Below are 26,681 nucleotides of genomic sequence, written 5' to 3'. Positions count from 1 at the left end.
TAACAGGAGGGATGTTTTATGGGCTACACAAGTGACCGTATCAAAGCGCTGACGCGCTCCGAGATACGCATTATGTCGGTGGAATGTGAAAAGGCTGGCGGCATTAATCTTTCGCAGGGTGTGTGCGACCTGCCTCTTCCCCCTGTGTTGGCACAAGAAGCCAAGGCCGGTATTGACAACGGGCAGAACCACTATACCCGTTTTGACGGCACCGAAGAATTGCGCCGCGCAATTGCCGGAAAGCTTGCACATTACAATCAGATAACCGTTAACCCCGAAACCGGGGTGGTTGTCACCGCGGGTGCTACCGGCGCGTTTTACAGCGCCTGCCTTGCCCTTTTAAACCCCGGCGATGAGGTTATTCTTTTTGAGCCGTTTTACGGCTACCATGAGTATACCCTGCTGGCGCTGGGTGTTGTACCGCTCTATGCTCGGCTCTCGCCGCCCGGCTGGTATTTTGACCCCGAGGCGGTGGAACACCTGATTACTCCGCGTACCCGCGGCATACTGGTAAACACCCCTGCAAACCCCTCGGGTAAGGTGTTCACACTTTACGAACTGCGGCAGCTTTCGGACATCTGCACGCGGCATAACCTGCTGATGTTTACCGACGAAATCTATGAATACATTGTTTACGATGGCCGTGTTCATCTTAGCCCTGCGGCAGTCGACGGTATGGAGAGCAGGACGGTTATTGTTTCGGGCTATTCCAAAACCTTCAGTATCACCGGCTGGCGAATCGGTTACTGCGCCTGCAGCGAAGAGCTGGCCGCACCCATCGGCTGTGCGAGCGACCTTGTTTATGTCTGCGCGCCCTCTCCTCTGCAGGAGGGGGTAAGCAAGGCGATTCTTGCACTGCCCGACAGTTACTATGAAAACCTGCGCGCCGGTTATGAACGCAGGAGAAACCTGGTCTGCAAAGCCCTTGCCGAAGTAGGGCTTACCCCCTGCACTCCGCAGGGGGCGTATTATGTGCTGGCCGATGTAAGCCGCATTCCCGGGCAAAACTCCAAGGAGAAGGCGATGGCTATCCTTCAAAGAACCGGGGTGGCTACCGTGCCCGGCGAGGCATTTTACCACAACGGCGGGGGTGATAATCTGGTGCGGCTGTGTTATGCAAAGTCAGATGATATACTATACGAAGCCTGCGAGCGTTTGCAGAAGCTGCGTTGAACTATATTATTGGGGGAATGGGGATTTGACTAAAAGAATCAGCTTTGCGGGGCCGTCGATTACCGAAAAAGAGGTCTCTTATGTACTGGATGCAGTACAAAACGGGTGGTACGAAAACTACGACGGCTATGTCAAGCGTCTGGAGCAGACCTTTGCTGACTATCTGGGTGTAAAATATGCGCTCGCAACCCACTGCTGCACCCTGGCGCTGCACCTTGCCGCTGCCGCACTCGGCTTAAAGCAGGGGGACGAGGTAATCGTCACCGATTTCAGCTGGGTGGCCACAGCCTATGCGATTGCTTACACCGGGGCAACCTGCGTTTTCACCGACATTACGCCCGATACCTGGACGATTGACCCCACCTGCATAGAGAATGCGATTACTCCCCGCACCAGGGCCATCATGCTGGTGCACACCTTCGGGCAGCCTGCCGAGATGGACGAGATTCTGGCGCTTGCACAGAAATACCATCTTGCGATAATAGAAGATGCCGCTCCCGCGCTGGGCTCGGAGTATAAGGGAAAACGCGTCGGCACCTTCGGCGATATCGCGTGCTTCAGCTTTCAGGGGGCAAAAATGGCTGTCAGCGGCGAGGGCGGCATATTGGTTACCAATAGCGAAGAATACTACCGACGCGCCTGCCTGCTGGCCTCGATGGGGCGAACCGACAGTAGGGCGGTATTCTGGAGCGATGTCCTAGGCTATCAATATACCATGGGTAACCTTGCCGCCTCGCTGGCACTGGCGCAGCTGGAACGCGCCGATGTGCTGATGGAAAAGAAGCGCGCACTGTTCAGCCGTTATGCCCTCAACCTTAAAAATACGGCTGGAATTTATCTGATTACCGAGAAGGAGTATTGTAAAAGCAACTATTGCTACCCCTCCATCCTGCTGAAACACCATACCCGTGAGCAGCGCGATGCAATACTGGCCGGGCTTAGGGAGCGCAACATCCACGCGCGCCCCGCCTTCCCGCGCATGAGCGGCTTCCCGGTTTTAGAGCGGCGGTTTGAAAACCCGGTAGCCGCCGAGGTAGAGGCCAAGGGGATTTCGCTGCCCTCTGCGGCTAATCTGACGGAGGACGACATCGACTTTGTATGCGACAGCCTGCTTAGGCTCTTATAATTCTAATCTAATTGAAGCTGTCAACGTGCATCTTTGTGGGGGTGTTAACTATAAACGAGGAGAAAACGCTTCGGGAAGAGATTCTGGAGAGGGTTCGGCAGCTTTACCTGCTGCGTGAAAAGCAAAAGGCCTTTACCCCTGGCGTAAGCCGCGTACACTATGCGGGCAGGGTGTTTGATGAAAAGGAGATGCAGTCGGCAACCGACAGCCTGCTTGACTTTCGCCTCACCCTTGGCAAAAAGGGCAGCGAGTTCATCTCGGCCTTCTGCGGCATGATGGGCATGCGGTACGGCCTTGCAGTAAACTCCGGCTCCTCTGCAAACCTGATTGCGGTAAGCGCGCTGTGCTCGCCCAATATTGAGCACCCGCTACAAAGGGGCGACGAGGTTATTACCACCGCGCTCACCTTTCCCACCACCCTCAACCCGATCCTGCAAAACGGGCTGGTACCTGTTTTTGTAGATGTGGAGGAGGATACCTACAACCTTGATACCGAGCAGCTTTCGCGGGCGCTCTCGCCCAAAACGCGCGCTATAATGCTCGCCCATACCCTGGGCAACCCCGCTGCGATGGATGAGATTATGCGCTTTGCGCAGGCTAACGACCTGTATGTAATCGAGGATACCTGCGACGCACTTGATTCCCGCTATGACGGCAAGCGGTGCGGCACCTTCGGCAATCTTTCCACCTACAGCTTCTATGCCGCGCATCATATCACCATGGGCGAGGGCGGGGCTGTACTCACCAATAACCTCAACCTATACCGTCAGGCGCTGTCTATTCGCGACTGGGGGCGCGCCTGCTACTGCGAGCCGGGCGAGGAAAACCCGCTGGGGGCGTGCAGGCACCGGTTTGACCACATTTACGACGGCTTGCCGGACGGCTACGACCACAAGTATGTATACAGCAACATTGGCTATAACCTGAAGCCTCTTGACCTGCAATGCGCCATCGGTTTGGAGCAGCTGAAAAAGCTGCCGGAGTTTGCCGAGCAGCGCAGATACAATTTCACCCGCCTTTACAACGAACTGCGGGAATATGAGGCAACCTTCATCCTGCCGCGTTCCCTGCCCAAGGCTGCACCTTGCTGGTTCTGCCTGCCGCTTACGGTGCGTGAGGATGCTCCGTTTTCCCGCCGCGACATTGTCACCTATCTGGAGGAACACCTGATAGAAACACGCACCCTCTTTGCGGGCAACATCCTTAAGCACCCCGGGTATAAGGATATCCCCCACCGTGTTTGCGGCGGGCTGCCAAACACCGAGCAGGTGCTGCGCGGCAGCTTCTTTATCGGCGTATACCCCGGCCTGACCGATGAAATGCTCGATTACGTTGCCGAAACCATCCATACTTATATGGCTGGGTTTTAAGCTTTCGACAGAAACGGAGAATAAAATGAGTGAAGATGCAATGAACCCAACCTCCGCGGGCGAATCGCCGCTGGTGAGCGTTGTGGTGCTGGCCTACAACCATCTGGACTATACGCGCCAATGTATCGAAAGCCTGTTCAAATACACCACTGATGTTCCGTATGAGCTGATTACTGTCAATAACGGCTCTACCGATGGCACCGAGAAATACTTTAACAGCCTGCCCCACCAAAAGAAGCTGAGCTTTGCCGAGAATATCGGGGTGGATAAGGCTATCAATCAGGGATTTGCACTGGCCGAAGGGAAGTATACCCTCAACCTGAGCAACGACATTGTTGTTACCCCGCGGTGGCTGAAAAATCTGGTTGCCTGTGCCGAATCAAGCGGCGATATCGGCATGGTGGTGCCGGTGTGCGGGTTCTCCTCCAACTACCAGCAGGTAAACCTCGGCTACAAAACGCTTGACGAGATGCAGGTGCTGGCGGAAGAATACAACCAAAGTAACCCCCTGCTGTGGGAGGAGCGAATACGGCTTGTCACCTACACCTGCCTGTTCAGAACCGCCGTGCAGAAAGCAATCGGCGGCTTTGACGAGGACTTCAACCCCGGCGCCTACGATGACGACGCCATAAGCTTCCGTATCCGCCGCATGGGTTACCGGTTGATTTTGGCCACAGACACCTATGTGCACCACTTCGGCTCGGTTACCTTTAACGCCGAATACGCCAAAAACAACCTCGGCTGGCGCAATCGTGAGCTGTTCTACCAGAAGTTCGGGGTACAATCGTGGACGGCCTCGCTGATTGATTTTTATGTGGTTGATCTCGCTGAACGCCCCTACCGCGAGAATATCAATATCCTTGGCATCGGCAGCTCTTGCGGCGCTACCCTGCTGCAGATTAAGAACCGCCTGCGCAGGAATGGGGTGCAGATCGCCTCTATCTATTATCTCAGCGAACAGGAAAGTACCCTGCCAGAGCTCTTCACCATCTGCGAGCAGTGCATTTACGGAGCTCCGCACCAGGTGAAGGAACTGTTTGGGGCGAGGCGGTATGACCTGATTGTGGTGGAAAGCGCCACCGAATATCTCACTCATGCAAAAGCCTTTTACGGCAGCCTATGTGAATTGCTTGCGGATGGCGGGCGGCTGATTACTACTGCTACCGCCGGAGTACTGCCCATAATCATGAATACCCTTTCACAAAACGGGTTGAGTGCAGTACAGCAAACCAGCGGGTACTACTTTGCATTTGAAAGGCAATAGTTGCTCAACAACAAAAGCAGGCTGTATACCGGCCTGCTTTCCTTCTGCTTTAGTCTATGAAATACTGCGGGTTAAAGAATCGGGCATCTGCGTTTACCAAATCACTGTAATACAAAAAGCAATCGGGGGAATTCTGTGCGAGCATCAGCGTTTCGGTATCCACAAGAATTAAACTGTGGTTAAAGCTCTCTCCACTTTGAGGAACAGGTCCTGTTCGCACCTGAACTACTCCGCCCGGCTTTAGCTGCAGAATCCCCCGTACCACCTCGCCATGCAGCCCCCGAGCGCCCGCCTTTCGTTTCGCGGTGGCATAATCCCAAAAGTGGCCCACGTTCTCCCACGCGGGGGAACCGCCGCCTCTGCCCGCAAACCACTTACCGGTCATATTGGTGTTCAGCCGGATATGGTCTATGCTGCAGCTCTCAAAGCCGAACCACACGCATTGCGAGATAAAGTTTGCGCAGTTGCCCATCCAGTCGCCAATATCGTAAAATGCCTCATTCGGGGTTTCGGTGAAGGCCGTGGCATATTGGGCGGCACGCGCTCCGTCAAACACCGCGGCACCCGAGGGCAGTTTCGGCTGAACTTTTCCGGTTAACGTATCCTCCAAAACAAATTCTTCATAAAGCCCGCTGAGCATCTCTTTCGTGGAAGGAGTTTTAAGTGCCCCGCTCTGCAAGAACCTGCGCTCCGATCCCGGAAAGTAGTGGAAGGTAATCTTCCACACCCCGTCAATCTGTTTTAAGCGCATGGTATGCTGGGCGTTCATCGCCATCATGGGCGGGTACGCCTTGCCCTTTTGCCCGGTGATGGTAAAATGCAGGGTGATTTCACCTTTACCCGCACCCAAGCCCTGCTCTTTCCAAAGCTTAATCCGGTTATCCTCCGGCTTCTCCTGAAAATGAATGGTATAGGGGTACTGCTCGATTTCAACGTAGCAGAGGTTATACTGGGCAATCAGCCGCCTGCGCTTAATAAGGGTTTGCAGCCACACCAAAGCATTGCGGTTGCGCTGCTCGCTTACATCCATTATCTCACTCAGGTCGATGTATTTCATGGTTGTATAAGCGTCGTACTGCTGCTTAAAAAACGCCTCTACTGTCTCCTTGGGTGTAAGCGCATGGTCGGGAATAAATACAGCCGTTTCCCCGGCTTCGGGTTCATACGGTTTTGTCGGTTGTTTGCCGGGCAGGCTGTTTATATAAATAAAGCTCGAAAGCAGCACAAACAGGCACAACAAAGGTACAAGCTTTTTTAGCATAAAAGAAATCCTTTCAGAATTGAAAGCTTTTTGGATCGTTGTACTTCATATTCTACACACTGAAATGCAGGCTATACCTCTGTAAAGACCATGGAGAATATAAAAAGCCGCCCATCCGTTTTTAAACCGGTTGGGCGGGGTGATGGATAGTAGCTATTACTTATCTGAAAAGCGGAAGGTGCGTACGGCAAGCCCAAGCGCAACCAGCAGCAGAGCTGCTAACAGGCTGAGATAAACCAGCCATCCCGTAATATCAACATCAAGCGAACTCCGCAGGCCATTTATAAACCATTGAAAAGGATTGAAGCGGCTGACGACTTTAAGAACACCGGGTGCGTGCTCCAGTGAATAAAAGGCGTCGCTGCAGAACATCAGCGGCAGGATAATCAGGTTGGAGATGATGTTGATATGCCCCTCGGTTTTGCTAATAGAGGAGACCGGAAAGCTTAAAAACACATAGCCGATGGTTGCGGCAAGCAGGATCGGCAGCAGCAAAAGCACCGATACTGCCGATACCGGTATGCCGAACACCAAGCCGCCGATAACAAGTACCAGCATACTGCACACCACCGATACCACCGTCCATGCCCCCGACACCGCACTGATATACTGCCACAACGGCGAGGGGGTAACCCGCAGCAGGTTGAAAACGCCGCGCCGGCGTTGTGCAAGGGTGTAAAACGCTACGGTAACCAGCGCAAACAATAAAACGCTTACCGCCATCATCCCCGTTAGTATCCTTGCGGGATATTGTGGCACCTTGATGAAGAGCCCCAGCAGGATGCAGCCGCCCACCGGCAGCAGGATAGACCAGAATAACAGGTAAGGGTCGCGGAACGCGGATTTAATGGTTAAGCCGAATATTTTCTTCATAAAGAATATCCTTTCTCAACAGTTGATAAATATAAGCCAGATACCGTCAGGTGACGGCAGTCAGCTTCATGTACACCTCTTCAAGGTTCTCTCCGCCGTGTGCCAACAGCAGCTCTTCGGGTGTACCCTCGGCCGCAATACGTCCGCCGTGCATCAGGATAACGCGGTTTGCAGTGCGGGATACCTCCTCCATGTCGTGCGAGGAGAAAAGCACGGTTACCCCGTTTTGAGCAAGGTTTCCTATCATCTGCCGCACCTCATGCCGGGCGCGCGGGTCTAAGCCCGCGGTTGGCTCATCAAGCACAATCAGCTTTGGGCGTTGAACGGTGGTTACGGCAATCGCCAAGCGTTTCTGCTGCCCGAGTGAGAGCCTTGCTGCGGGCGTTTTCTTTGCGTCCGCAAGGCCACATTGTTCCAGTCGCTCGGCAATCTCCTGCTTGGTGAGCTTCACATGATAAAGCGCCGCGAACAGGGTTAGGTTCTCTTCGGCGGAATAGCCTTCAAAAAACGGTGTTGCCTGCAGTTGAACCCCCACATGCGCTTTATAATCCTCGCGCCAGCGCCGAACAGTGCCGCCGTCCGGCTGCAAAATCCCCAGCAGCATGGATAGTGTCGTAGATTTCCCGGTGCCGTTTTCGCCAATCAGCGCCAACACCTCGTTTTCGCGCACCTCCATGCTCAGCCCCTTTACGACCTCACGATTCTTAAACCGCTTGATAAGCTTCTTTGCCTCAATAAGTGTACTCATTACTATGCCCCTTTGCTCAGTATTGTTTATTCAACGTTGACTAATTGCGGATTTTTTTCTCCCTCACAAAGGAGGGAGAGTTTACTCTTGTGTATCCAGCAATGCCAGTATATTTTGCAGCAGCTCCTGCTGCAAGCGGATAACCGAAAACATGTGGTCGAATATCAGCTTGGTCATGGGCGGTACATGGTTTTGCATGGCCTTCTCCTTGGCCTCCCACCCACGCTTCAGGCTCTGTTCCTCGTTGCCCAGCAGCTGCAGCTGCTCGGTAACAGCACGGCGGTTTTCGTCTTTGGGTAGCTTGTTCGAGAACGAAAGCCCCGAATAAAGCGTTGAAGGGTAACACACCGAAGGCTCCCGCAAAGAGCTGAAAACCAGCTGCTTTAAATGCTCCTGCCCTGAGGGTGTAATCCGGTAGGTGGCTTTTTGCCGATGGCCTGTCTGCTCAATGTTTGAAATCTCAATCAGCCCTTCCTCCTCCAGCTTATTGATTGCATGGTAGATGGATCCGATGAGCACCCCGCCCCAGCGCTCGGCATTATTGAGCTGCAGCATGCGCTTAATATCGTAGCCAGACATGGGTTGCATATCCAATATCCCCAGCACCAAAAGCCTTGTCATTTTTACACCCCGCTCAAATACTCTACGTTGAGTATTCTACAATGAATATTTCCGGTTGTCAAGTACCTAGACTAAATATAAGTAGAAAACATGAAAAACCGCAGCGTTCCCACTGCGGTTGTAAGTCAGGTATATCCCCATCTAAAAAGCAAATCTTCGAACATTGCCTCACACTCAATGGTATCGCCTGGGGGAATAATGTCACTTATCAGCCTGCCCTCGGCAATACACCTTGCGGCATGCCTGATTTCAAACTCATAACCCAGATGATATTCCGGTTCAAATGTCTCCACAAGGCGGTAATTTTGGTATAGCTCCGCCCGGCGCGGGTGGTGAAAATCGGGCAACAGCTTGATATAGCCCTTTTCGCCGTATAGAATGGCTGTGTTTTCCACATCACATAGTAACGAACAGAACAGCTGTGCAATGGTGCCATCCTCATGCCGGAATACGATGGAGTCGCTGCCATCCACCCCCGTTGCGGCCGGTATTGAGAACGACTGCACCTCCGCAAGGCGTTTTCCGCGCGTAAACTCCTGCGTCAGCTCAAACAGGTAGACGCCAAGATCATACAGCGCACCGCCCGCTAAGTCTTTGCTCAACAGCCTGCTGTTCGGATCCTCCGGCGCGTGAAAGCCTAAGCTTGCTTGTATGAGCCTAATATCACCAATCCGGCCCGCATTTACCCATTCTTTCGCCTTTACAAAGGTTGGGATAAAGCGCGTCCACATCGCCTCCATGATAAACAGGCCCTTTTCGGCAGCTGCCGCGAATACCTGTTCTGCGTTAGCCTTTGTGAGCACGAGTGGCTTTTCGCAGAGAATATGCTTACCGTGCGCTATCGCCGCAAGGCAGTTTTCCTTGTGGTGGCTGTGCGGGGTGGCAATATAAACGGCATCAATCTCGTCATCACGCAACAGCGCTTCATAGCTGCCGTATGCCTTTGGAATAACGAATTTCTGTGCAAACTGCTGTGCTTTTTCCAGTGAACGTGAAGCCGCACCAACCATCTCGGCCTCTGGCACGTAAGCAGCCGAAACTGCAAACTTTTCGGCTATACCGCCTGTACCAATAATACCGAAGCGAACCTTCTTCATCTTTATGAGTATACCTTTCCGGCGTTGCACCGAGCAGGCGCAAATACCACAAAAAATTATATGGTAATGAGCTTTTCGCCTTCTTTAATAATCTCTGTCAGAAGTTCTCCGGTGTAGGTAACCTCCACGCCTAAGTCAGTAAGTGCTTCGCTTACGCTAAGCTGGTCGGCACAGGCCTTGCAGGCGATAAAACGCACGCCTACATGCTGCGCAAGCTCGATATTTTGCTGGATGAGCAGGTCTTCGGCGGTAAGCTTCGCCGTTGCGCCCCAGATGAGCACCGTAACCTCTTCCCACCAGCCGTGCGTCTTGCTGTTGATGGCGTACATGAAAACCATCTTTTCGGCGGTGATTTTATCCGCGTTTGTCCATAAAATCGTTAGTTTATCTGCCATGCCGGCATCTCTCCTTCCTATTTTTTTATTGCTGCAGCCTCGGTGCTGTCCAGATACCTTTTGCACATCTCTTCGGTTACGCCCTTGTTTTTGATAATCTCGCTAAAGAATGCGCCGCTTCTGCGGATGGTGCGTTTCTGGGTTTCGTAATCCACCTCAACCAGCCCAAAGCGGGCGCTCTCGCCCTCCAGCCACTCGAAGTTATCCATCAGCGTCCAGTGATAGTAACGCTCCACGGGCGCGTTGGTCTGTGAAAGGGCCTTGAGATGATCATACACATACTGTGCACGGAAGGCATCTTTATGGTCGCAGGTGCCGTTTTCGGTAATCCAGATGGGCTTGTTATAACGCTTATAAAACCGCTCGCTCAGCAGCCTTATCCCCTCGGGGTAAAGCTCCCAGCCAAGGTCGTTAACAGGCTTACCCGGCAGAAAGGTGTTCTCAAACCCGCGCATCGCGCTGCGGGTATAGTAGTTTACGCCGAAATAATCGCAGTAATCGCCCTTTTTGCGGCTGAAAAGCCCCAGAGGGAACGAAAATTTACCCCACGCCATCGCGTCGGTAACCGCACCCTGAAACGCGCGGTCAAAGAGGCCCGCTACCGCCTTATCAATAATATTATTGCTGCGATAGGGCACAAATACACGGTAGTGGTTGGCAAAGCCCACCATGGTTTTGCCGGCATAGCCCTGCTGACTGCGGATACGGTGGATGAGCTCATAGGCGGCAATATGTGCCCTCGCCATGTTCTTCATTACCCTAAAGGTGGCTGCAACCGACTTTTTCGCGGGCGGCCATTCCCCGAAGGTAAACCCGTTTACGGCGTATACGTTCGGCTCGTTAATGGTAACATACTCACAGCACAGGTCTCCAAACTGCCTTACCACGTACTCGGTATACTCGGTAAATATCTGAACACTTTCCATGTTTTCAAAAGCACCCATCTCTTCAAACCACATGGGGTTTGTAAAGTGATGCAGCGTAACCAGCACGCGGATGCCCTTTTCCTTCAGCAGGCGCAGCTCATCCTTATAGTGCTCAATGGCTTCTTCATTGAAAACGCCGCGCTGCGGTTCAATGCGCGAAAACTCCAGCCCCATGCGGTAAACTTCCAAGCCCATGCTCTGCATCAGCTCGGCATCCTCGCGGTAAAGGCGGTAGTGATCGTCGGCACGCACACAAGAGCTGCCGTCTTTTATCAGGCGCTTTACGCTCCAATCGTACCAGCTGTTGTTTTGGTCACCGCCCTCAATCTGTGTTGCGGCAGTGGCACAGCCCATTAGAAAATCGGTTTTCAGTTTAAAGGGTTCCATCAGCTTGCACTCCTTTAATAGTAATTTGGCTAAATTGTTATACAATCAATTCAGATACAACAATATACATCGATAAGCACTTACCAGCTCGGCAAAAGGAAACCGGCCGGTATTGGCGGGGCTGGTGGAGGGCAGGTATATTGCCTGTACCCCGGTTTGGGGCAGGCAGTATCGCTTATAAAGTTCTTCGGCCTTTTTGCCTGTGGTAAAAACCGCCCCAATAGGGGCAGCCTTTAAAACCCGCGTGATATCATTCGGTACAGGGTTGCGGATGCTGCCGTCGGAGGCACCCTCGATGCTGCAGGAATGCACAACATCCCACAACGCTATGTGGTGCTTATGAAGAAATTTCTGCTTTTCCTCGTTGTTCACCGGTAGTTCGTCGCTAAGCACCTCTGCCAGCACCGGCCAGAAACGGTTCTGCGGGTTGCCGTAGTAAAAGCCGTTCTTGCGAGACTTCGGCGACGGCATGGTTCCTAGTATTAAAATCTTCGAGGCTTGGTCGTAAACCGGGTCAAACGTGTGGGTTATCTCCTGTGGCATAAAGTCTCATCCTTCTTCAGGGCAAATCAAGAAACGGTTACGCAGTTCTTACCGCGCCGTTTGCCGTTATACATAGAACGGTCGGCGGCGTCAACCAAATCCAATACATTTTGCTCGTTACCGCAGGCGCTTACCCCCATCGTAACGGTAATAGAGACGATGGCTCCGTCATAGATAAACGGCGTGGTCTCAATTGCGCGGCGCAGCCCCTCGGTAATCTGCAGCGCGGTTTCAAGGCGGGTATCACTTAATAGCAGCAATATCTCCTCGCCGCCCCAGCGGCAGACAACATCCTGCTCGTCAAGGTATTCGCAAATGGTGGCACATAGCATCTTAAGCACATAATCCCCGCAGGCATGACCGTAGGAATCGTTGATGAGCTTAAAATCATCGATGTCACACATCACCAGACAGAACTCCTCACCGGTTTCGTGCTGATGCTTAATGGCACCTTCCAGCCGCTTTGTCATACTGCGGCGATTTAAAAGGCCGGTAAGCGGGTCGGTTTCCGCAAGCTTTTGAAGATATCGGTTGTTTTCCTCCAATACATGGCGTGAGATCCTGTTTCTGCGGTCAAGCAGCACAGCAGAAAAAATAACACCGAAAAAGAAGATGACCATGTTGATAAAAAACAGAATATAGATAAGCACTCCGCGATCGGCGGTATGAACAATCGGTTGAATCATAAGCGAATGAACCTTCAGGGTCATTATCAGCAAAAGCCCCGCCACGCAAAGCAGGTAGGGAGTTCTGCGGTGCCGGTATATAAAGTGCGGCTCCATCGCCAGCAGGCTTAAAACCACATACTCAAAACCCACGCCCCAGCCAACAAATATGATTGTAAGCATCGCCTGAGCCATAATCTCGAGGTGCGTTACACTAAGCGCCAGCGCAAAATGCTCGTTTTGCATGGCAGCGGCCAGCAGAAGATAGATGATTACACTAACGGCATTTGCCGCTACCAGTGTCCAGATGCCCATGAGGCAGAAGATGGCAAGGTAAACGCCATGAACCAAAGAGCACAGGCACATCGTCAACATATAGATTGTTTTAAGAGAAGTGTGTGCTTTTTTCTTCTTCCGATCCCGCATCGGTTCTGATTTTATCATCTGCTTCATCTCACCTGTCCATTTTATAGCTACACTTACAATAAGCGTATCATTTTTTGTAAAAATTATCAAGCTTTTTAGGTTAATTTATGATGCCAATGTCAGTAATTAATAAGATTACGCGTATAAATATTTTGTTGGTTGAAAAACTTACTATAAAATTATATAATGTATCAAAAGGGAATGAAGTTCTCCCACGGGCAACCGGAACCGCTGATTCGGGCTAATGACTTCTGCGAGTTTGCTGCAGAGAGCATTGGCTTTTTTTATACTTTTTTTGTGGATGACATTTTTATTTAAGTAAGCATTAAGCCACTTGCTTATGCACTAGTTAACGTATTTGGATTAATTAAACTGATTGAGGTAAAAGATTATGGAGCTACTATGGAGTTGTTTGATTGTGGGGTTTGGCGGCGCAGTTGGCTCAATCTGCCGCTATCTGCTTGGCTTGCTTCCAGTCAAGCCGCAAAACGGATTTCCTTTGATTACATTAGGCATTAATGTTGTAGGAGCGTTTTGTATTGGTTTAATAATGGCATTGGCCAGCAAGAACCCGAATATAAATCCGTATATATTGCTATTGTTAAAGGTGGGGTTTTGCGGTGGTTTTACTACCTTCTCTACCTTTTCGCTGGAAGCGGTGGGGCTGCTGCAAAACGGGAGTTATTTTATCGCTATTCTATATATGTTTCTCAGCATAATCCTATGTATCTCTGCTGTTGTAGGGGCACAAATGCTTATTAAATAAATAAGGGGGTCTTCATATGAAACACCTGTTGATTCCAATCGACGGCAGCGAATGCAGTATACAGGCAGTGACGGCAATCAAACAGATTTTTCCTCCTTCTCATGCGGATGTCACGCTGTTAACCGTACGCGAGGATGTTGACAGCAATAGTACCGTTATTCTGAATCAGATGATCAAAGACACCATGCCTGTGCTTGACAAGGCTGCCAGTTTGCTTTTGGAATACAACGTAAACAAAGTTGTGGATTTCGGTATTGCGGGAAATACCATACTGCGATACGCAAAGCAGCATAATATAGATATCATTATAATCACAAAACGAACACATTCCGCATTATCGGTGTTTTTAGGTTCAGTTGCGGTTCATCTTGTAAAATACGGGCATTGTCCTGTGATTGTTCTGCCAGAAAACCATTATGAATTATAACGCTCGTTTAATATGTCCTTAAGAAAAAAGAATCCTCCGCTTTTACGCAAAAGCGGAGGATTCCTACATTTAAAACGCTTTTTTAGCCTTTCAGAGCCTCTTCAACCGCAACTGCACAAGCAACGGTGGCGCCTACCATAGGGTTGTTGCCCATACCGATCAGGCCCATCATCTCTACATGCGCGGGAACAGAGGAAGAACCGGCAAACTGAGCGTCGCCGTGCATACGTCCCATCGAGTCGGTCAAGCCATAGGAAGCGGGGCCTGCGCCCATGTTATCGGGATGCAGGGTGCGCCCGGTGCCGCCGCCCGAAGCTACGCTGAAGTATTTGAAGTTGTTCTCGTAAGCCCACTTCTTATAGGTACCCGCAACAAGATGCTGGAAACGGGTGGGGTTGGTGGAGTTACCGGTGATGGATACGTCTACCTTCTCGTGCTTCATGATGGCAACACCCTCAAGCACGTCGTTGGCGCCGTAGCAAAGCACCTTGGCCTTATCGCCGTCGGAGTAAGCCTTTTTCTTGATAATCTTGAGCTCACCGGTTTCAAAATCATAATCGGTCTGAACATAGGTGAAGCCGTTGATTCTAGAGATAATGAACGCCGCATCCTTGCCAAGGCCGTTTAAGATAATGCGGAGCGGCTCTTTTCTGGCCTTGTTGGCGCTTCTGGCAATACCGATAGCACCCTCGGCGGCAGCGAACGACTCATGGCCCGCGAGGAAGCAGAAGCACTTGGTTTCGTCACGCAGCAGCATGGCGCCTAAGCGGCCGTGGCCAAGGCCCACATTCCTCTGCTCGGCAACCGAACCGGGAACGCAAAATGCCTCTAGGCCGATGCCGATATCCTCGGCTGCGTCGGCTGCCTTCTTGGTGCCTTTCTTGAGTGCAAGTGCCACGCCGAGTGTATAAGCCCATACGGCGTTTTCAAAGCAGATGTTCTGCACGCCCTTAACAATCTTTTCTACATCTATACCCTTTGCAAGGCAAAAATCTCTGGCTTCGTCAAGTGTTTTAAAGCCGTATTCGGCAAGGCACTTGTTGATTTTTGCCATTCTTCTTTCTTGACCTTCAAACTTTGCCATTTATGCTGACCTCCTGAACGTTATATTCTTATAATGGTTATTCCTCGCGGGGATCTATATATTTCGGTGCGTTTTCATAACGCCCGTAGGTGCTTACATTCTTTTTGAAGGCCTCGTCGGGGTTCATGCCATGACGGATATCTTCAAGCATCTTACCCACTCTTACAAATTTATAGCCGATAACCTCACCCTCATCATCCAGCGCAAGGGAAAGGATATAGCCCTCGGCCATCTCTAGGTAGCGCACGCCCTTTGCGTTAGTGGCAAAGATGGTGCCGATCTGCGAACGCAAACCCTTTCCAAGGTCTTCAAGTGCTGCACCGATGGGCAGGCCGCCCTCGGAAAACGCGGTCTGAGTTCTGCCGTAAACCAGCTGTTTGAAGATTTCGCGCATCGCTACGTTAATCGCGTCGCAAACAAGGTCGGTATTGAGTGCTTCCAGTATGGTTTTACCGGTAAGAATCTCGCCGGCCATAGCCGCAGAATGGGTCATACCCGAGCAGCCTAAAGTCTCTACCATTGCTTCTTCGATGATGCCGTTTTTAACATTGAGCGTCAGCTTGCAGGCGCCCTGCTGCGGAGCACACCAGCCCACGCCGTGCGAAAGGCCGGAGATGTCTTTAATCTCGTAAGCCTTAACCCATCTTCCCTCCTCGGGGATGGGGGCCGGTCCATGCTTTGGACCTTTTTGAACAACGCACATTCTCTCAACTTCATGGGAATAGTTCATATAGTCGGAACTCCTTTCGGTCAGCAATACTCATTTTCGTTAGAAATGAAAACAAGCTCTGCCTTACATTTCTTTAAACGAAAACAAGTACAATCTGAAATAAGCACTTATTTCGGCAAAATAGCCCTAAATGATATTATACTGTCTGAAAAGCGTTTTTACAAGGGGAAGCATGGTTATTTCTTTCACAATCTCTGTGCTTTTTTATCCATTACCGCAAATGTTACAAAACCTTAAAACGGCGTTTACATTTGCCACCATTATTTGTTTGACAAAGAATTGTGCCGATAGTACAATTAAGCATGATTGATGCGTTCCGGCATTCGCCGGCTAATGGTTTGTGTTTTTCGTCTTAAGACCGAAACTGCACGAATTCCAAGCGGTGCCTTAGGGCGGCGCTATGAAAGGAATGGTTATACTGATGGGGATATTCAAAACAATTTTTGGCAGCTACAGTGATCGTGAGTTAAAACGGGTAGAGCAGCAAAAGCTGGCTGTTCTTGCTCTTGAACAGAAATACCGCGAGATGAGCGAAGCCGATTTAAAGAAGCAGACCGCAATACTCAAGGAACGCCTTGCAAACGGCGAAACCTTAAACGATATCCTGCCCGATGCCTTTGCCGTATGCCGTGAGGCGGGCGATCGTGTGCTCGGGCTTCGTGCCTTCCCCGTGCAGGTGCTGGGCGGTATTATCCTGCATCAGGGCCGTATCGCCGAGATGAAAACCGGTGAAGGTAAAACGCTGGTGGCCTCGCTGCCCGCTTACCTGAATGCGCTGGAGGGTAACGGTGTACACATTGTAACGGTGAATGATTACCTTGCCAAATACGCCGCCGAGCTGATTGGTAAGGTGTATAACTACTTAGGCCTTACTGTTGGACTGATCGTGCACGGGATAAATGATGATGAACGCCGCGCAGCCTACAATGCCGATATTACCTACGGAACCAATAATGAGTTCGGATTTGATTACCTTCGCGATAACATGGTAATCTATAAAGAGCGTAAGGTTCAGCGCGGGCACAGCTACGCCATCGTGGATGAGGTGGACTCCATCTTAATCGATGAGGCGAGAACCCCGCTTATCATCTCCGGCCCGGGCGATAAGTCCACTGATTTATATGATACCGTAAACCGCTTTGTAAGCACCTTAAGCATGATAAAGGTTGCCGAGCTTGATGATAAGGAAGAGCACGACGACATTGACGCCGACTATATCGTGGATGAAAAGGCCCGCACCGCCACCCTCACCCCCCGCGGCACGAAGAAGGCCGAGGCGCACTTTAAGGTTGATAACCTGATGGACCCCGACAACAGCACGCTGCTGCACCACATAAACCAGGCTGTAAAGGCGCACGGCATTATGACACGCGATATCGACTATGTGGTAAAGGACGACGAGGTTATCATCGTTGACGAGTTTACCGGGCGTTTGATGCTGGGCCGCCGCTTTAACGAGGGGCTGCATCAGGCTATTGAAGCCAAGGAACACGTAACGGTGGCTCGCGAATCGAAAACCTACGCCACCATCACCTTCCAGAACTACTTCAGAATGTACAAGAAGCTGGCTGGTATGACCGGTACCGCTCTTACCGAAGAGGAAGAGTTCCGCGAGATCTACCGGCTGGATTCCATTGAGATTCCCACCAACCGCCCGATGATTCGTATCGATCATCCCGACGTGGTGTATAAAACCGAAAACGCCAAATACAACGCGATTATTGATAAAATCTGCGAGTGCCATGAAAAGGGCCAGCCGATTCTGGTAGGTACCATCTCGATTGAAAAATCGGAGCTGTTAAGCAGCATGCTCAAGCGCCGCGGCATTAAACACGAGGTGTTAAACGCCAAGTATCACGAGAAGGAAGCCGAGATCGTAGCACAGGCCGGTAAGCTTGGGGCGGTTACCATCGCCACCAACATGGCGGGCCGTGGTACCGATATTATGCTGGGCGGTAACCCCGAGTTTTTAGCCAAGGCCGAGATGCGCAAGAAAGGCTATTATGAAGAACTGATTATCGAGGCCGTAGGCTTCTCCGAAACGGATGACGAAGAAATCTTAGCAGCCCGCAAGGTGTTCCGCGAGCTCACCGATAAGTATAAGGAAGCCATCAAGGATGAGGCAGAGCAGGTAAAGCAGGCCGGCGGCCTGTTCATCCTTGGCACCGAGCGCCATGAATCCCGCCGTATCGATAACCAGCTGCGCGGCCGTTCGGGACGTCAGGGCGACCCCGGCCAAAGCCAGTTCTTCATCTCGCTGGAGGATGACCTCATGCGCCTGTTCGGCGGCGAGCGTATACAGTCGCTGATGAACACCCTCGGCGTGGAAGAGGATATGCCGATTGAAACGCGCATCCTCTCCAACTCCATAGAGTCGGCACAGCGCAAGGTGGAAGGACGCAACTTCTCCATCCGTAAAAACGTGCTGCAGTTTGACGACGTTATGAACCGCCAGCGCGAGATTATCTACGCGCAGCGCGATAAGGTATTAAACGGCGAAGACCTTGGCGAATATGTTTCCAAGATGATTGACGATAACATTGATGCGATTGTCGACCTCTACCTGGCCGACGGTGAGGTGCACGACGACTGGAACCTTGAGGGCCTGCGTGATTACTTCATGGGCTGGCTTACCACCAAGGAGAGCCTGCGGTTTACCACCGATGAGCTTGCCGAGGCGCAGAAGGATGATATCAAGGCCGCTATGAAGGAGAAGGCGCATGAAATCTACAGATTACGCGAGAATGAGTTCGGCAGCGAGCTGATGCGCGAAATTGAGCGTATTGTACTGCTCAAGCATGTAGACACCCTGTGGATGGACCACATCGACGCCATGGAAGAGCTTAAAAAGGGTATTAACTTGCGCGCGTACGGTCAGCACGACCCCGCCGTGGAATACCGTATCGAGGGCTTTGAGATGTTCGACCAGATGATTAACTCCATCCGCGAGAACACCGTGCGCACCATGTTCATGGTAAGGCCCAAGAAGCAGGAGGAGCCCAAGCGCGAGCAGGTAGCCGATGTATCCAAGGCCTCCTACGGCAGCGACGACTCTGTAAAAAAGCAGCCCGTGCGCAAGGCTGCGCAGAAGGTTGGCCGCAACGACCCCTGCCCCTGCGGCAGCGGTAAAAAGTACAAAAAGTGCTGCGGCTTAAACGAACAATAATTTGGTAACCGATACAATAGCCCCCCGTGAGAGCTTTCTCACGAGGGGCTTTCTTTTATTAGCCTCTCATCCTATTATAAATCATCTCAGATACATAGGGCATATAATCCCCCTCAAAGACGATACTCTGTTCAACAATCAGTAACGACATTCCATGAACCACGCTGAATATTGAGAGTATATCGGTTACATAGCTTTCAGGGTTTGCGCTTACGGATTGAAGGTATTCGTTTGCTATTTTCAGGAAGGCCGCAAACGGACTATCACTCTGATACTCAAAGTGATTATCAACCACCCTAATATTATTCTTCTGGGCGGTAAGCGACATAAACTTCATATGCTCAGGGTTTTCCACCATAAACTTGATATAGCTTTTCCCCATCTCCGCAAGACGGGTTCTCGGGTTGTCATCACACTGCAGCACTGCTTCTTTTAATGACGCCATAAAGCTCTGCAAAACGGTTGTTTTAATGGCCACCAGAAAATCTTCCTTGTTTTTAAAATGCTTATAAGGTGCTGCATGGCTAACACCGCTCATTGCAGCAACCTGACGCATTGAAAAGTCGTGATATCCCACCTTGTTTAACAGTTGGAGCCCGTTATCAATAAGTGTTTTTCTCATTTGCGGCGTGCTTTCCGCTCTCTTCAATATTCATTCCTCCCGGTGCATTGATTCTTTCAGGATTATAGCATAATAGGTTGACAGTGTAAACCAAAAAGGATATACTGCATAGTAGACAGTGTCTACTAATAATCAGAAAGGATCATCATCTTGGACAAAAAACAAATTGCACTGGGCTGTGTTAAACAAAAATTCAATTGTGCCCAATCAACCTTTTCAGCCTTTGCCGAGGAGGTTGGAATTGATCAGGGCACCGCACTCAAGGTAGCATCCTGCTTTGGTGGGGGCATGAAGTGCGGTGAGGTTTGTGGGGCGGTAACGGGTGTGCTTATGGCAATCGGTATGAAGTATGGCAGTGTTACCCCTGATGACTATGAAAAACATCAGCAGGCCTACATAAAAGGGATTCAGTTTATTAAACAATTCAAGCAGCAGCACGGCAGCATCCTTTGTAAAGACCTGCTTGGTTACGATACCAGTAATCCAGCAGAGATGGCTAAAGTACTGGAAAAAGGCCTGCATATTTCAGTCTGCGCTAAGGCTATAACGGATGCAATAGAGACGGCTGAAGATATTATCTAGCATAGTATAGAGTAAACAAGCAAGGCTAAAAACCTTGCTTTAGGCTGTTGAAAAAGGTTAAATTGAAATAACATTGCGCAGGCGGACATGCGCCGCCGGAGCAATACCGCTAAAAATGTCTGCGGTGAGCAGACATTTTTGCTTGGGGGTGTTCATGAGGGGGACGGCTGAGTCACCAAACCACTTGGTTTGGTGACGAACGAAGTCCCCCTTATGGAGCGTGTCGAGTTTCTCGACACGCTCAAGCAAGGCTAAAAACCTTGCTTGTTTTGTTATTAAATAAATATTGCATCCTGTATTGTAAAGTGCTACAATGTATTTAGAATATTATCTAAATAGTTTTTAGGAAGGTTACCATATGGGCTTTACCGAAACCTTTAAGGCGTTAAGCGACCCGGTGAGAAGGGATATCCTGCAGCTGCTCAAAAGCGGCAAGCTTTCTGCAGGTGAAATAGGGCAGCATTTTGATATGACCGGTGCCACCATCTCGTATCACCTCTCGCAGCTGAAAAAGGCTAACCTGATTTTTGAAACCAAATATAAAAACTATATCTACTACGAGCTGAATGCCTCGGTTTTTGAAGAAATCATGCTCTGGGTTACCGAGTTTAAGGAAGGAATGCACAATGAAAAAAAAGATTGATATTGTACTGATCAGCAGCACACTGGTTTGCTTTTTGCCTATGCTGCTGATGGCTGTTTTATATAACCGGCTGCCGGAGCAGGTTCCTATCCACTGGAATGCAAGCGGCGCAGCAGATAACTATGCTCCTAAGGCGGTTGCAGCCTTTGGCCTGCCGCTATTTTTTGCCCTCATGAACCTGATTGTTCATATTAGTATGAATACTGACCCCAAAAAGGCAAATGCCTCCGCAACCTTCAAGCTGTTTGCCAAGTGGCTGGTTCCTGCCATGTCTGTTGTGGTGATGTCTGTCACCGCCTTTATCTCCATGGGGATTGCCGTGCCCGTTCAGGTTATCATACCCGCCTTTGTAGGGGTAATTATCATCATATGCGGCAACTACCTGCCGAAGAGCCGACAGAACTATACCGTGGGCATTAAGCTGCCGTGGACGCTCAATGACGAAACCAACTGGAACAAAACGCACCGTCTGGCGGGCTACCTTTGGATTCTGGGCGGGCTGCTGATGATTGTAAGCGCCTTTATTTCCTTCTGGCCGCTATTCATCATTGTTTTAATACTGCTGGCTGTGGTACCTTCGGTTTACTCCTATGCTTTATACCGAAAAAGCAGCCGCGAGAAGCCACAGTAAATCTCATCCATAATAATAGCCGACAGGATCATTAAGATTCTGCCGGCTTTTTACTATGATGCTATTTTAATAACCCGTACATCTCCTCCGCACGGTCGGTGATATACTGCTGCGCGTCGATGATGCCCTGATTATAGATGCTCGGGCCAATCTTGAGCAGGATAAAATCCAGCAGCATCTCGGCGGGTAGGCCGCCAAGCTCGTATTCAAGCTCCCTTTCGAAGTACTCCTGCAGGTGAAACACCGCCGCGCGCCGTTCATCCTCCAGCAGCTTAATCTCATCCGGTTTGTTCTTCATACTGCACCTCCAGGAATAAGCTGCTCCACAACTTAAGCGGCAGTAGCCGAGGACGCCTTACCCGACGATGCCTCCGAAGCAGCATCCGAGGCGCCCGGGGCTGCGGAAGAACCGCTTAGCTGAATATCGGGATAGATCTCTTTCGCAAGTCGCTCCAGCTCGTCAAGCATACGCGGGCTCTGGCGTTCGATTGCCGCGGTTTCAACCTTATACGCTCTGCCCTTTTTCACCGCGGAAAGGCCTTTGAACTTCTTCAGGGAGGAAAGGCTTTCGATGTCTATGCCGCTGCCGCAGAGCAGCACATAGGGCTTGGCCTTTGCGAGGTTCTCAAGCGGATAGTTCCAGTTTACGCTCTCCCCCGCAACATTCGTAAGCCCCAGTATTGAAAACAGCTTACCCTCATAGGTATCTGTCGTTGCGGCGATTGAAACCGTATCGATGATATAAGCGGCGGTATATTCCACCTCGGTATTCGCAGCTGCGGCACTTTGAGTTGCCTGCGTAAGGGCAGTCACCCGGTTTAAAAACCGGGCCTTATACTCCTCACCCTTTGCGGCACCCGCTTCAGCACCCTCCATAATCTTAAAGATCTTAGAGTAAAGCTCGGCGGTGGAGTTGATATCCAACGCCTTCGGCAGGGTGACAATGGCGGCACCTGTTTGCTGCATCTGCGTAAGCGCCTCGTTAGTTGTAGGCACCTGCATCAGGATAAGATCGGGCTTTAGTTCCTTAATCTTCGCGGTATCCAGCATGATCGGGCTTCCTACCGTGGGCAGATTAGATACCGAGGAAGGGTAATCGCAATAATCGGTGCGGCCAACCAGCCGATTCTCATAGCCCAGTATGCTAACCATTTCAGTAAGCGCGGGCGAAAGCGAAACCACACGCTGGGGCATCTTTTCAATATATATACCGTCCATATCCAACGGGTAGTTCACATCTATCGGTGCGGACGATACCTCTGAGCCTCCCGGATTAGAGGCATTGCCGCCATTTCCTTCAAATATGGAACAGGAAGCAAATGAAACAAGCACAACACAGCCTAATACAGCTGCAGCAATCTTTTTAATCATAACAGTCCTCCGAAAATAAGCGTTTGCAATCTGGTTCTTGCAGGTTTTACAATACCCGCTGCAGATATTCTACTCTCTTTTACTATGGGTTGTCAAATAGCTGCTTAATATTGGATAATTTTACAGTATTCCAATCAAGCAAAACGGTTGAAGATTTTAATCAGGCTGCTTCGTATTGTAAAACAGAAAGGCTTCAAACGGAATACCCGCTAAAGCCTTTGTGCTAAAAATATGCAGTTTTATTGCATGGGGTTAAACTTTTAGAAGCTATTCGGCGGCATTTGCTTTGGCATTCTTACGCTTTTTAAGCTTTACGGTAAACAGCTTGTCGGAAGAAAACAGCCTAACCGCAAGATAAAGCGAAACCGCAAGGCAGAGCAGCTGGTAGATTACCCCAAACGTGATGAGCCCGTACTGCCTGAAGACCATCTCGGCGGTTGCCGTAAAGGTATGGGTGAACGGAATGACGTACAGAAAAACGCGTGCGGGCATTGGCAACGCTGAGATATCGGTGAACAGCGAGATGAGGTAGGGTATCATAACACAGAACATGATGGGGGTTACCGCCGTCTGCACGCCCTTGATATCCTCCGCCATCGCACCCAGCATGGTGGAAACCGCGAGCGCAATTAAGATTGTGGTGAACAGCTCTATACCGATAATTACAAACTGCAGCGGGTTGAGCGAAAGCCCAAGGGTGGTAAACGCTGCGGAAATATCCCCACCCGTAACCTGCGGCGTATTCGCCGGCATGCCAGATACCGTGCTGCCTGTAAGGCTGCCCATATAGGATGAGAACCCGATTAAAAACACCAGCGACATCACAAGCGACCCAATGCCTGCTGCCGTCATCTTGGCAAACAGCACCGAAAGCCGTGAAACCGGTGTGGTAAGCAGGGTCTCAAGCGTTTTGTCACCCTTCTCGTTGGCAATAGCGGTGGCTGTCATCTGGGAGGCCAGAATTACAATCATAAAGATGATGATCGGCACAAAGATGGTTTGCGACATGGCGATTGCCTGAACGGCACCCGAGCTTACCTGTGCGGTTTTATCGTTTACATGGGTATATTCGGCCAATGTAATGGGGTTTTCAATCTGCTTGGTATCGGTGATGCCCTTCTCTGCCAGCAGCTTCGCCGTAAGGATTTTGCCGATCTCCTCCGCCGCATTTTGGGTTGCGGATGCACCCATCATCGCAAGCACGGAAAACGAGGTGAGCCTGGAATGCAGCGACAGCTTGGGTGCCTTGCCGCTGTTAATATCCTGCTCAAAGCCCTTTTCGATGGCAAGCAGGCTGTTTAAGCCCTCTTTGGCGGCGTCTTCCACCGTGTTTTGTGCGCCGGGCTGAATGGTTACGAGCTCAAAGCCCTCGGCCTTCAGCTTAGCGAGCATCTCCTGCGAGGCGGGGGTCTGGTCGTTATCCTGCACCGCAACCTTCTGGCTGTTCTTTGCAGCCGATTCGGTGGCACTGCCGATAAACTGCCCGAGCAGTGCAAAGATTACTACAATAATAATAATGGGCAGTATATTCTGCGGAGTAATCATATCCTTTAGCTCTTTTTTTAGTAAAACAAAAAAGTGGTTCATGCGCCCTTCACCGCCCTTTCAAATACTTCCTCAAGGTTCTGAGCGGAATACTTAGCCTTAAGCTCCTCCGGCATGCCGCACTCAAGCAGTACACCGTTGTTGATGATTCCTACGCGGCTGGAGATAAACTCAATCTCCAGCATATTGTGCGACGAAACCAAAAACGACATGCCGCCCTCGGCCAACTGCTTGATCATGCGCCTGATCTCCAGCGCGTTGATAATATCCAATCCGCTGGTGGGCTCGTCCAGAATCGCAAGCTTTGGCGACGACATCACCGCACGAGAGAGCAGCAGCTTGCGTATCATACCGCGGCTGTAGGTAGATATCTTATCCTGCAGGCGGTCACCCAAAGCGCAGGTATCGCTAGCCCGCTTAACCATCTCATTCTTCTCGGCGTTGTTTTTTGCGAACAGTGATGCCATAAAGTTTAAATAACCGATACCGGTCATGTTTTTGTAGGCACCCGCCTCATCGGGCAGGTAGGTAATCAGCTTGCGCACTCCGGCGGGATTTTTTACAACACTCACCCCGTCTACCAGTGCATCGCCCGAGCTTGGGGTAAGCAGGGTGGATACCACCCGGATGGTGGAGGTTTTTCCGGCGCCGTTTGGGCCGATGAGTGCAAAGATCTCGCCCTCACCAACCGTAAAGCTCACGTTCTTTACAGCCTGTTTTTTTCCGTAATTTTTACATAGGTTGTCTACTACCAAGGTGTTCGGCATATTCTTAACCTTTCCTTTCAACGCATATCTGTAAGGTATGCCTGGAATTTGTTTAACCTTTGCTCCGAATAAGCAACTCGCTTTGCAACAGGAACTCTATTTAGATAAATTTCAAAATACATAGTAGCACTATCCCGTTAATTATTCAATAGCTTTTTGCAGGTTCGGAAGTATTCATCTTAAACCACGACAACCCGAGCTTATAAAATTTACAACTTGCCGCTTGACTACCCGCCGGGCAGGATATACTATAATACAAAATGCAATCGGCAGAAATTGCAAGGGTTTTAGAAATGCCCTGAGAGCTATTCTTCACAACTTGTGGTTGTCTTAAATAAAGCGTATTAACAGCATGGAAAGGATTGTTCTGCGATGGAAAAGCTTATTGAGATTAAAGATGTTTATAAAATCTATTCCCCCGGTGAAAACGAGGTGCGCGCGCTCGACGGTGTAAGCCTTGATATCTGTACGGGCGAGTTTGTTGCCATTATCGGGCAGTCGGGCTCAGGCAAGTCTACCCTGATGAACATGCTTGGCTGCCTGGATGTACCCACCTCGGGCGACTATCACCTGGCCGGCCAGGATGTTTCAAAGCTTACCGACGACGAGCTTTCAGATATCCGCAACGAGCAGATCGGATTTATCTTTCAGGGCTTCAACCTCATCCCTAGCCTTGACGCGATGGAGAATGTAGAGCTTCCGCTCATCTACCGCGGCTTAAGCAAGGATGAACGCCACAAAATCTCGAAGGATTCCCTAGACCGGGTGGGGCTGAATAACCGCGCCCATCATAAGCCCTCGCAGATGTCCGGCGGCCAGCAGCAGCGCGTGGCGATTGCACGTGCTATTGCGGCCCGCCCACCTATTATTCTGGCTGATGAGCCCACCGGAAACCTCGATTCCAAATCGGGCACGGATGTAATGCGCATCCTGCGGCAGCTGCACAGCGAGGGGCGCACGGTAATCCTGATTACACATGACAACCACATTGCCGAAACCGCAGAACGCATTGTGCGCATCTCTGACGGCAAGATCTGCGAGGATTATAAAAACCCCGCTTATGTTCCCTATACCGAAAATTAAATGCAAATCAAAACCACCAGTTAAACTGGTGGTATGCACCAGCCCTAAAAGGGCATATTACTGGCACAGCGTCTCAAGACGCACTGAATGGTTCCGCCAACCGCATTACTATTACGGGCAGCCGCTAAAGCGGCTGTTCGTTTTTCATGCCTTTGTTTCCTTGCTACCCGTGAACGGGTCTATGTATTCTTTGAATGATATTTGATCTGAAGCTATGTCTTCTTGTAATTGGTTTTTGATATATTCTTCAATTACTTTTGCATTTCTTCCTACTGTATCAACATAATATCCTCTGCACCAGAAATGCCTGTTCCCATACTTATACTTCAAATTTGCATGCCTATCAAATATCATTAAAGAACTCTTTCCCTTCAAGTACCCCACAAATT

General features: G+C 50.5%; 29 protein-coding genes and 1 riboswitch. Of the genes, 11 read left to right on the top strand and 18 right to left on the bottom strand.

The window, feature by feature from the left end:
• Nucleotides 1-18: 18 nt before the first annotated feature.
• From BLR50_RS10175 to BLR50_RS10160, 4 genes are read left to right on the top strand one after another with little or no spacing between them, the layout of a single operon-like run.
• Nucleotides 19-1,173, top strand: a complete 1,155-nt coding sequence (locus tag BLR50_RS10175) for a pyridoxal phosphate-dependent aminotransferase (protein WP_092641580.1) — start codon at nt 19-21, stop codon at nt 1,171-1,173.
• A 25-nt stretch (nt 1,174-1,198) separates the two neighbouring features.
• Nucleotides 1,199-2,299, top strand: coding sequence for a DegT/DnrJ/EryC1/StrS family aminotransferase (locus tag BLR50_RS10170; RefSeq protein WP_205408688.1), 1,101 nt, complete (start codon nt 1,199-1,201; stop codon nt 2,297-2,299).
• A gap of 41 nt (nt 2,300-2,340) precedes the next feature.
• Nucleotides 2,341-3,669, top strand: a complete 1,329-nt coding sequence (rfbH, locus tag BLR50_RS10165) for a lipopolysaccharide biosynthesis protein RfbH (protein WP_242871743.1) — start codon at nt 2,341-2,343, stop codon at nt 3,667-3,669.
• Nucleotides 3,670-3,694: 25 nt separating this feature from the next.
• The gene (locus tag BLR50_RS10160; RefSeq protein ID WP_162840401.1) at nt 3,695-4,933 is read left to right on the top strand and encodes a glycosyltransferase family 2 protein; all 1,239 of its coding nucleotides are present in this window, start codon (nt 3,695-3,697) and stop codon (nt 4,931-4,933) included.
• A 49-nt stretch (nt 4,934-4,982) separates the two neighbouring features.
• Here the strand turns inward: BLR50_RS10160 and BLR50_RS10155 are convergent, their stop codons facing one another.
• The 9 genes from BLR50_RS10155 to BLR50_RS10115 form a co-directional block, all read right to left on the bottom strand.
• Nucleotides 4,983-6,194, bottom strand: coding sequence for an amidase domain-containing protein (locus tag BLR50_RS10155; protein WP_092641571.1), 1,212 nt, complete (start codon nt 6,192-6,194; stop codon nt 4,983-4,985).
• A gap of 156 nt (nt 6,195-6,350) precedes the next feature.
• Nucleotides 6,351-7,067, bottom strand: a complete 717-nt coding sequence (locus BLR50_RS10150; protein ID WP_092641568.1) for an ABC transporter permease — start codon at nt 7,065-7,067, stop codon at nt 6,351-6,353.
• A 46-nt stretch (nt 7,068-7,113) separates the two neighbouring features.
• The gene (locus BLR50_RS10145) at nt 7,114-7,815 is read right to left on the bottom strand and encodes an ABC transporter ATP-binding protein (RefSeq protein WP_092641565.1); all 702 of its coding nucleotides are present in this window, start codon (nt 7,813-7,815) and stop codon (nt 7,114-7,116) included.
• 81 nt (nt 7,816-7,896) lie between these two features.
• Nucleotides 7,897-8,436: a PadR family transcriptional regulator gene (locus BLR50_RS10140; protein WP_092641562.1), complete on the bottom strand. Its 540-nt coding sequence runs from the start codon at nt 8,434-8,436 to the stop codon at nt 7,897-7,899.
• Between the two features lie 125 nt (nt 8,437-8,561).
• The gene (locus BLR50_RS10135) at nt 8,562-9,533 is read right to left on the bottom strand and encodes a Gfo/Idh/MocA family protein (RefSeq protein WP_092641559.1); all 972 of its coding nucleotides are present in this window, start codon (nt 9,531-9,533) and stop codon (nt 8,562-8,564) included.
• Between the two features lie 56 nt (nt 9,534-9,589).
• Complete coding sequence (locus BLR50_RS10130) at nt 9,590-9,928, bottom strand: DsrE family protein (RefSeq protein ID WP_092641556.1); 339 nt, start codon at nt 9,926-9,928, stop codon at nt 9,590-9,592.
• 17 nt (nt 9,929-9,945) lie between these two features.
• Nucleotides 9,946-11,241, bottom strand: a complete 1,296-nt coding sequence (locus BLR50_RS10125) for a glycoside hydrolase family 1 protein (RefSeq protein ID WP_092641551.1) — start codon at nt 11,239-11,241, stop codon at nt 9,946-9,948.
• 45 nt (nt 11,242-11,286) lie between these two features.
• On the bottom strand, nt 11,287-11,784 hold the full coding sequence (locus BLR50_RS10120) for a DNA-deoxyinosine glycosylase (RefSeq protein ID WP_092641548.1): 498 nt from the start codon (nt 11,782-11,784) through the stop codon (nt 11,287-11,289).
• Nucleotides 11,785-11,810: 26 nt separating this feature from the next.
• Nucleotides 11,811-12,893, bottom strand: coding sequence for a GGDEF domain-containing protein (locus BLR50_RS10115; RefSeq protein ID WP_162840400.1), 1,083 nt, complete (start codon nt 12,891-12,893; stop codon nt 11,811-11,813).
• A 170-nt stretch (nt 12,894-13,063) separates the two neighbouring features.
• Nucleotides 13,064-13,136: riboswitch (Fluoride riboswitch) on the top strand.
• Nucleotides 13,137-13,266: 130 nt separating this feature from the next.
• On the opposite strand from BLR50_RS10115, the gene crcB reads away from it, so the two are divergent.
• Together crcB and BLR50_RS10105 are read left to right on the top strand one after the other, a co-directional pair.
• On the top strand, nt 13,267-13,641 hold the full coding sequence (crcB, locus tag BLR50_RS10110) for a fluoride efflux transporter CrcB (protein WP_092641542.1): 375 nt from the start codon (nt 13,267-13,269) through the stop codon (nt 13,639-13,641).
• Between the two features lie 16 nt (nt 13,642-13,657).
• Complete coding sequence (locus tag BLR50_RS10105; RefSeq protein ID WP_092641539.1) at nt 13,658-14,068, top strand: universal stress protein; 411 nt, start codon at nt 13,658-13,660, stop codon at nt 14,066-14,068.
• Between the two features lie 82 nt (nt 14,069-14,150).
• On the opposite strand, the gene BLR50_RS10100 is transcribed toward BLR50_RS10105, so the two are convergent.
• Complete coding sequence (locus BLR50_RS10100) at nt 14,151-15,152, bottom strand: GGGtGRT protein (RefSeq protein WP_092641536.1); 1,002 nt, start codon at nt 15,150-15,152, stop codon at nt 14,151-14,153.
• A 37-nt stretch (nt 15,153-15,189) separates the two neighbouring features.
• A complete protein-coding gene (locus BLR50_RS10095) occupies nt 15,190-15,882 on the bottom strand; it encodes an iron-sulfur cluster assembly scaffold protein (RefSeq protein WP_092641533.1) in 693 nt (230 codons plus the stop codon).
• Between the two features lie 421 nt (nt 15,883-16,303).
• On the opposite strand from BLR50_RS10095, the gene secA reads away from it, so the two are divergent.
• The gene (gene secA / locus BLR50_RS10090) at nt 16,304-19,048 is read left to right on the top strand and encodes a preprotein translocase subunit SecA (RefSeq protein WP_092641530.1); all 2,745 of its coding nucleotides are present in this window, start codon (nt 16,304-16,306) and stop codon (nt 19,046-19,048) included.
• 58 nt (nt 19,049-19,106) lie between these two features.
• Here the strand turns inward: secA and BLR50_RS10085 are convergent, their stop codons facing one another.
• Nucleotides 19,107-19,670, bottom strand: a complete 564-nt coding sequence (locus tag BLR50_RS10085) for a TetR/AcrR family transcriptional regulator (RefSeq protein WP_143008093.1) — start codon at nt 19,668-19,670, stop codon at nt 19,107-19,109.
• Between the two features lie 150 nt (nt 19,671-19,820).
• Here BLR50_RS10085 and BLR50_RS10080 point away from each other — a divergent pair, with 150 nt between their 5' ends.
• Nucleotides 19,821-20,252 (top strand): C-GCAxxG-C-C family protein, encoded by a 432-nt coding sequence (locus BLR50_RS10080; RefSeq protein ID WP_162840399.1) that lies wholly within the window; start codon nt 19,821-19,823, stop codon nt 20,250-20,252.
• A gap of 57 nt (nt 20,253-20,309) precedes the next feature.
• Here BLR50_RS10080 and BLR50_RS10075 read toward each other — a convergent pair whose 3' ends face one another.
• A complete protein-coding gene (locus BLR50_RS10075) occupies nt 20,310-20,501 on the bottom strand; it encodes a hypothetical protein (protein ID WP_092641520.1) in 192 nt (63 codons plus the stop codon).
• Between the two features lie 109 nt (nt 20,502-20,610).
• Between BLR50_RS10075 and BLR50_RS10070 the strand changes: the two genes are divergently transcribed.
• Nucleotides 20,611-20,895, top strand: a complete 285-nt coding sequence (locus BLR50_RS10070) for an autorepressor SdpR family transcription factor (RefSeq protein ID WP_092641517.1) — start codon at nt 20,611-20,613, stop codon at nt 20,893-20,895.
• Nucleotides 20,879-21,526 (top strand): SdpI family protein, encoded by a 648-nt coding sequence (locus tag BLR50_RS10065; protein WP_092641515.1) that lies wholly within the window; start codon nt 20,879-20,881, stop codon nt 21,524-21,526. The genes BLR50_RS10070 and BLR50_RS10065 overlap by 17 nt, the downstream gene beginning before the upstream one ends.
• Before the next feature lie 61 nt (nt 21,527-21,587).
• Here BLR50_RS10065 and BLR50_RS10060 read toward each other — a convergent pair whose 3' ends face one another.
• The 4 genes from BLR50_RS10060 to BLR50_RS10045 form a co-directional block, all read right to left on the bottom strand.
• Nucleotides 21,588-21,824, bottom strand: coding sequence for a DUF2164 domain-containing protein (locus BLR50_RS10060; RefSeq protein ID WP_092641512.1), 237 nt, complete (start codon nt 21,822-21,824; stop codon nt 21,588-21,590).
• A gap of 32 nt (nt 21,825-21,856) precedes the next feature.
• On the bottom strand, nt 21,857-22,897 hold the full coding sequence (locus BLR50_RS10055; RefSeq protein WP_092641509.1) for an ABC transporter substrate-binding protein: 1,041 nt from the start codon (nt 22,895-22,897) through the stop codon (nt 21,857-21,859).
• A 267-nt stretch (nt 22,898-23,164) separates the two neighbouring features.
• Nucleotides 23,165-24,484 (bottom strand): ABC transporter permease, encoded by a 1,320-nt coding sequence (locus tag BLR50_RS10050; RefSeq protein WP_092641506.1) that lies wholly within the window; start codon nt 24,482-24,484, stop codon nt 23,165-23,167.
• Nucleotides 24,481-25,209 (bottom strand): ABC transporter ATP-binding protein, encoded by a 729-nt coding sequence (locus BLR50_RS10045; protein WP_092641503.1) that lies wholly within the window; start codon nt 25,207-25,209, stop codon nt 24,481-24,483. Before BLR50_RS10045 ends, BLR50_RS10050 begins: the two co-directional genes overlap by 4 nt.
• 372 nt (nt 25,210-25,581) lie before the next feature.
• Here BLR50_RS10045 and BLR50_RS10040 point away from each other — a divergent pair, with 372 nt between their 5' ends.
• Complete coding sequence (locus tag BLR50_RS10040; protein WP_092641500.1) at nt 25,582-26,292, top strand: ABC transporter ATP-binding protein; 711 nt, start codon at nt 25,582-25,584, stop codon at nt 26,290-26,292.
• Nucleotides 26,293-26,436: 144 nt separating this feature from the next.
• Here BLR50_RS10040 and BLR50_RS10035 read toward each other — a convergent pair.
• Nucleotides 26,437-26,681: transposase (locus BLR50_RS10035; RefSeq protein WP_205408687.1), on the bottom strand; the 245-nt coding region annotated here is incomplete at its 5' end.

The organism is Acetanaerobacterium elongatum, assembly GCF_900103835.1.
Classification (GTDB): domain Bacteria; phylum Bacillota; class Clostridia; order Oscillospirales; family Ruminococcaceae; genus Acetanaerobacterium; species Acetanaerobacterium elongatum.
Note: the sequence above shows the minus strand (reverse complement) of the source record. Positions and strands in the feature narration are given on the sequence as shown.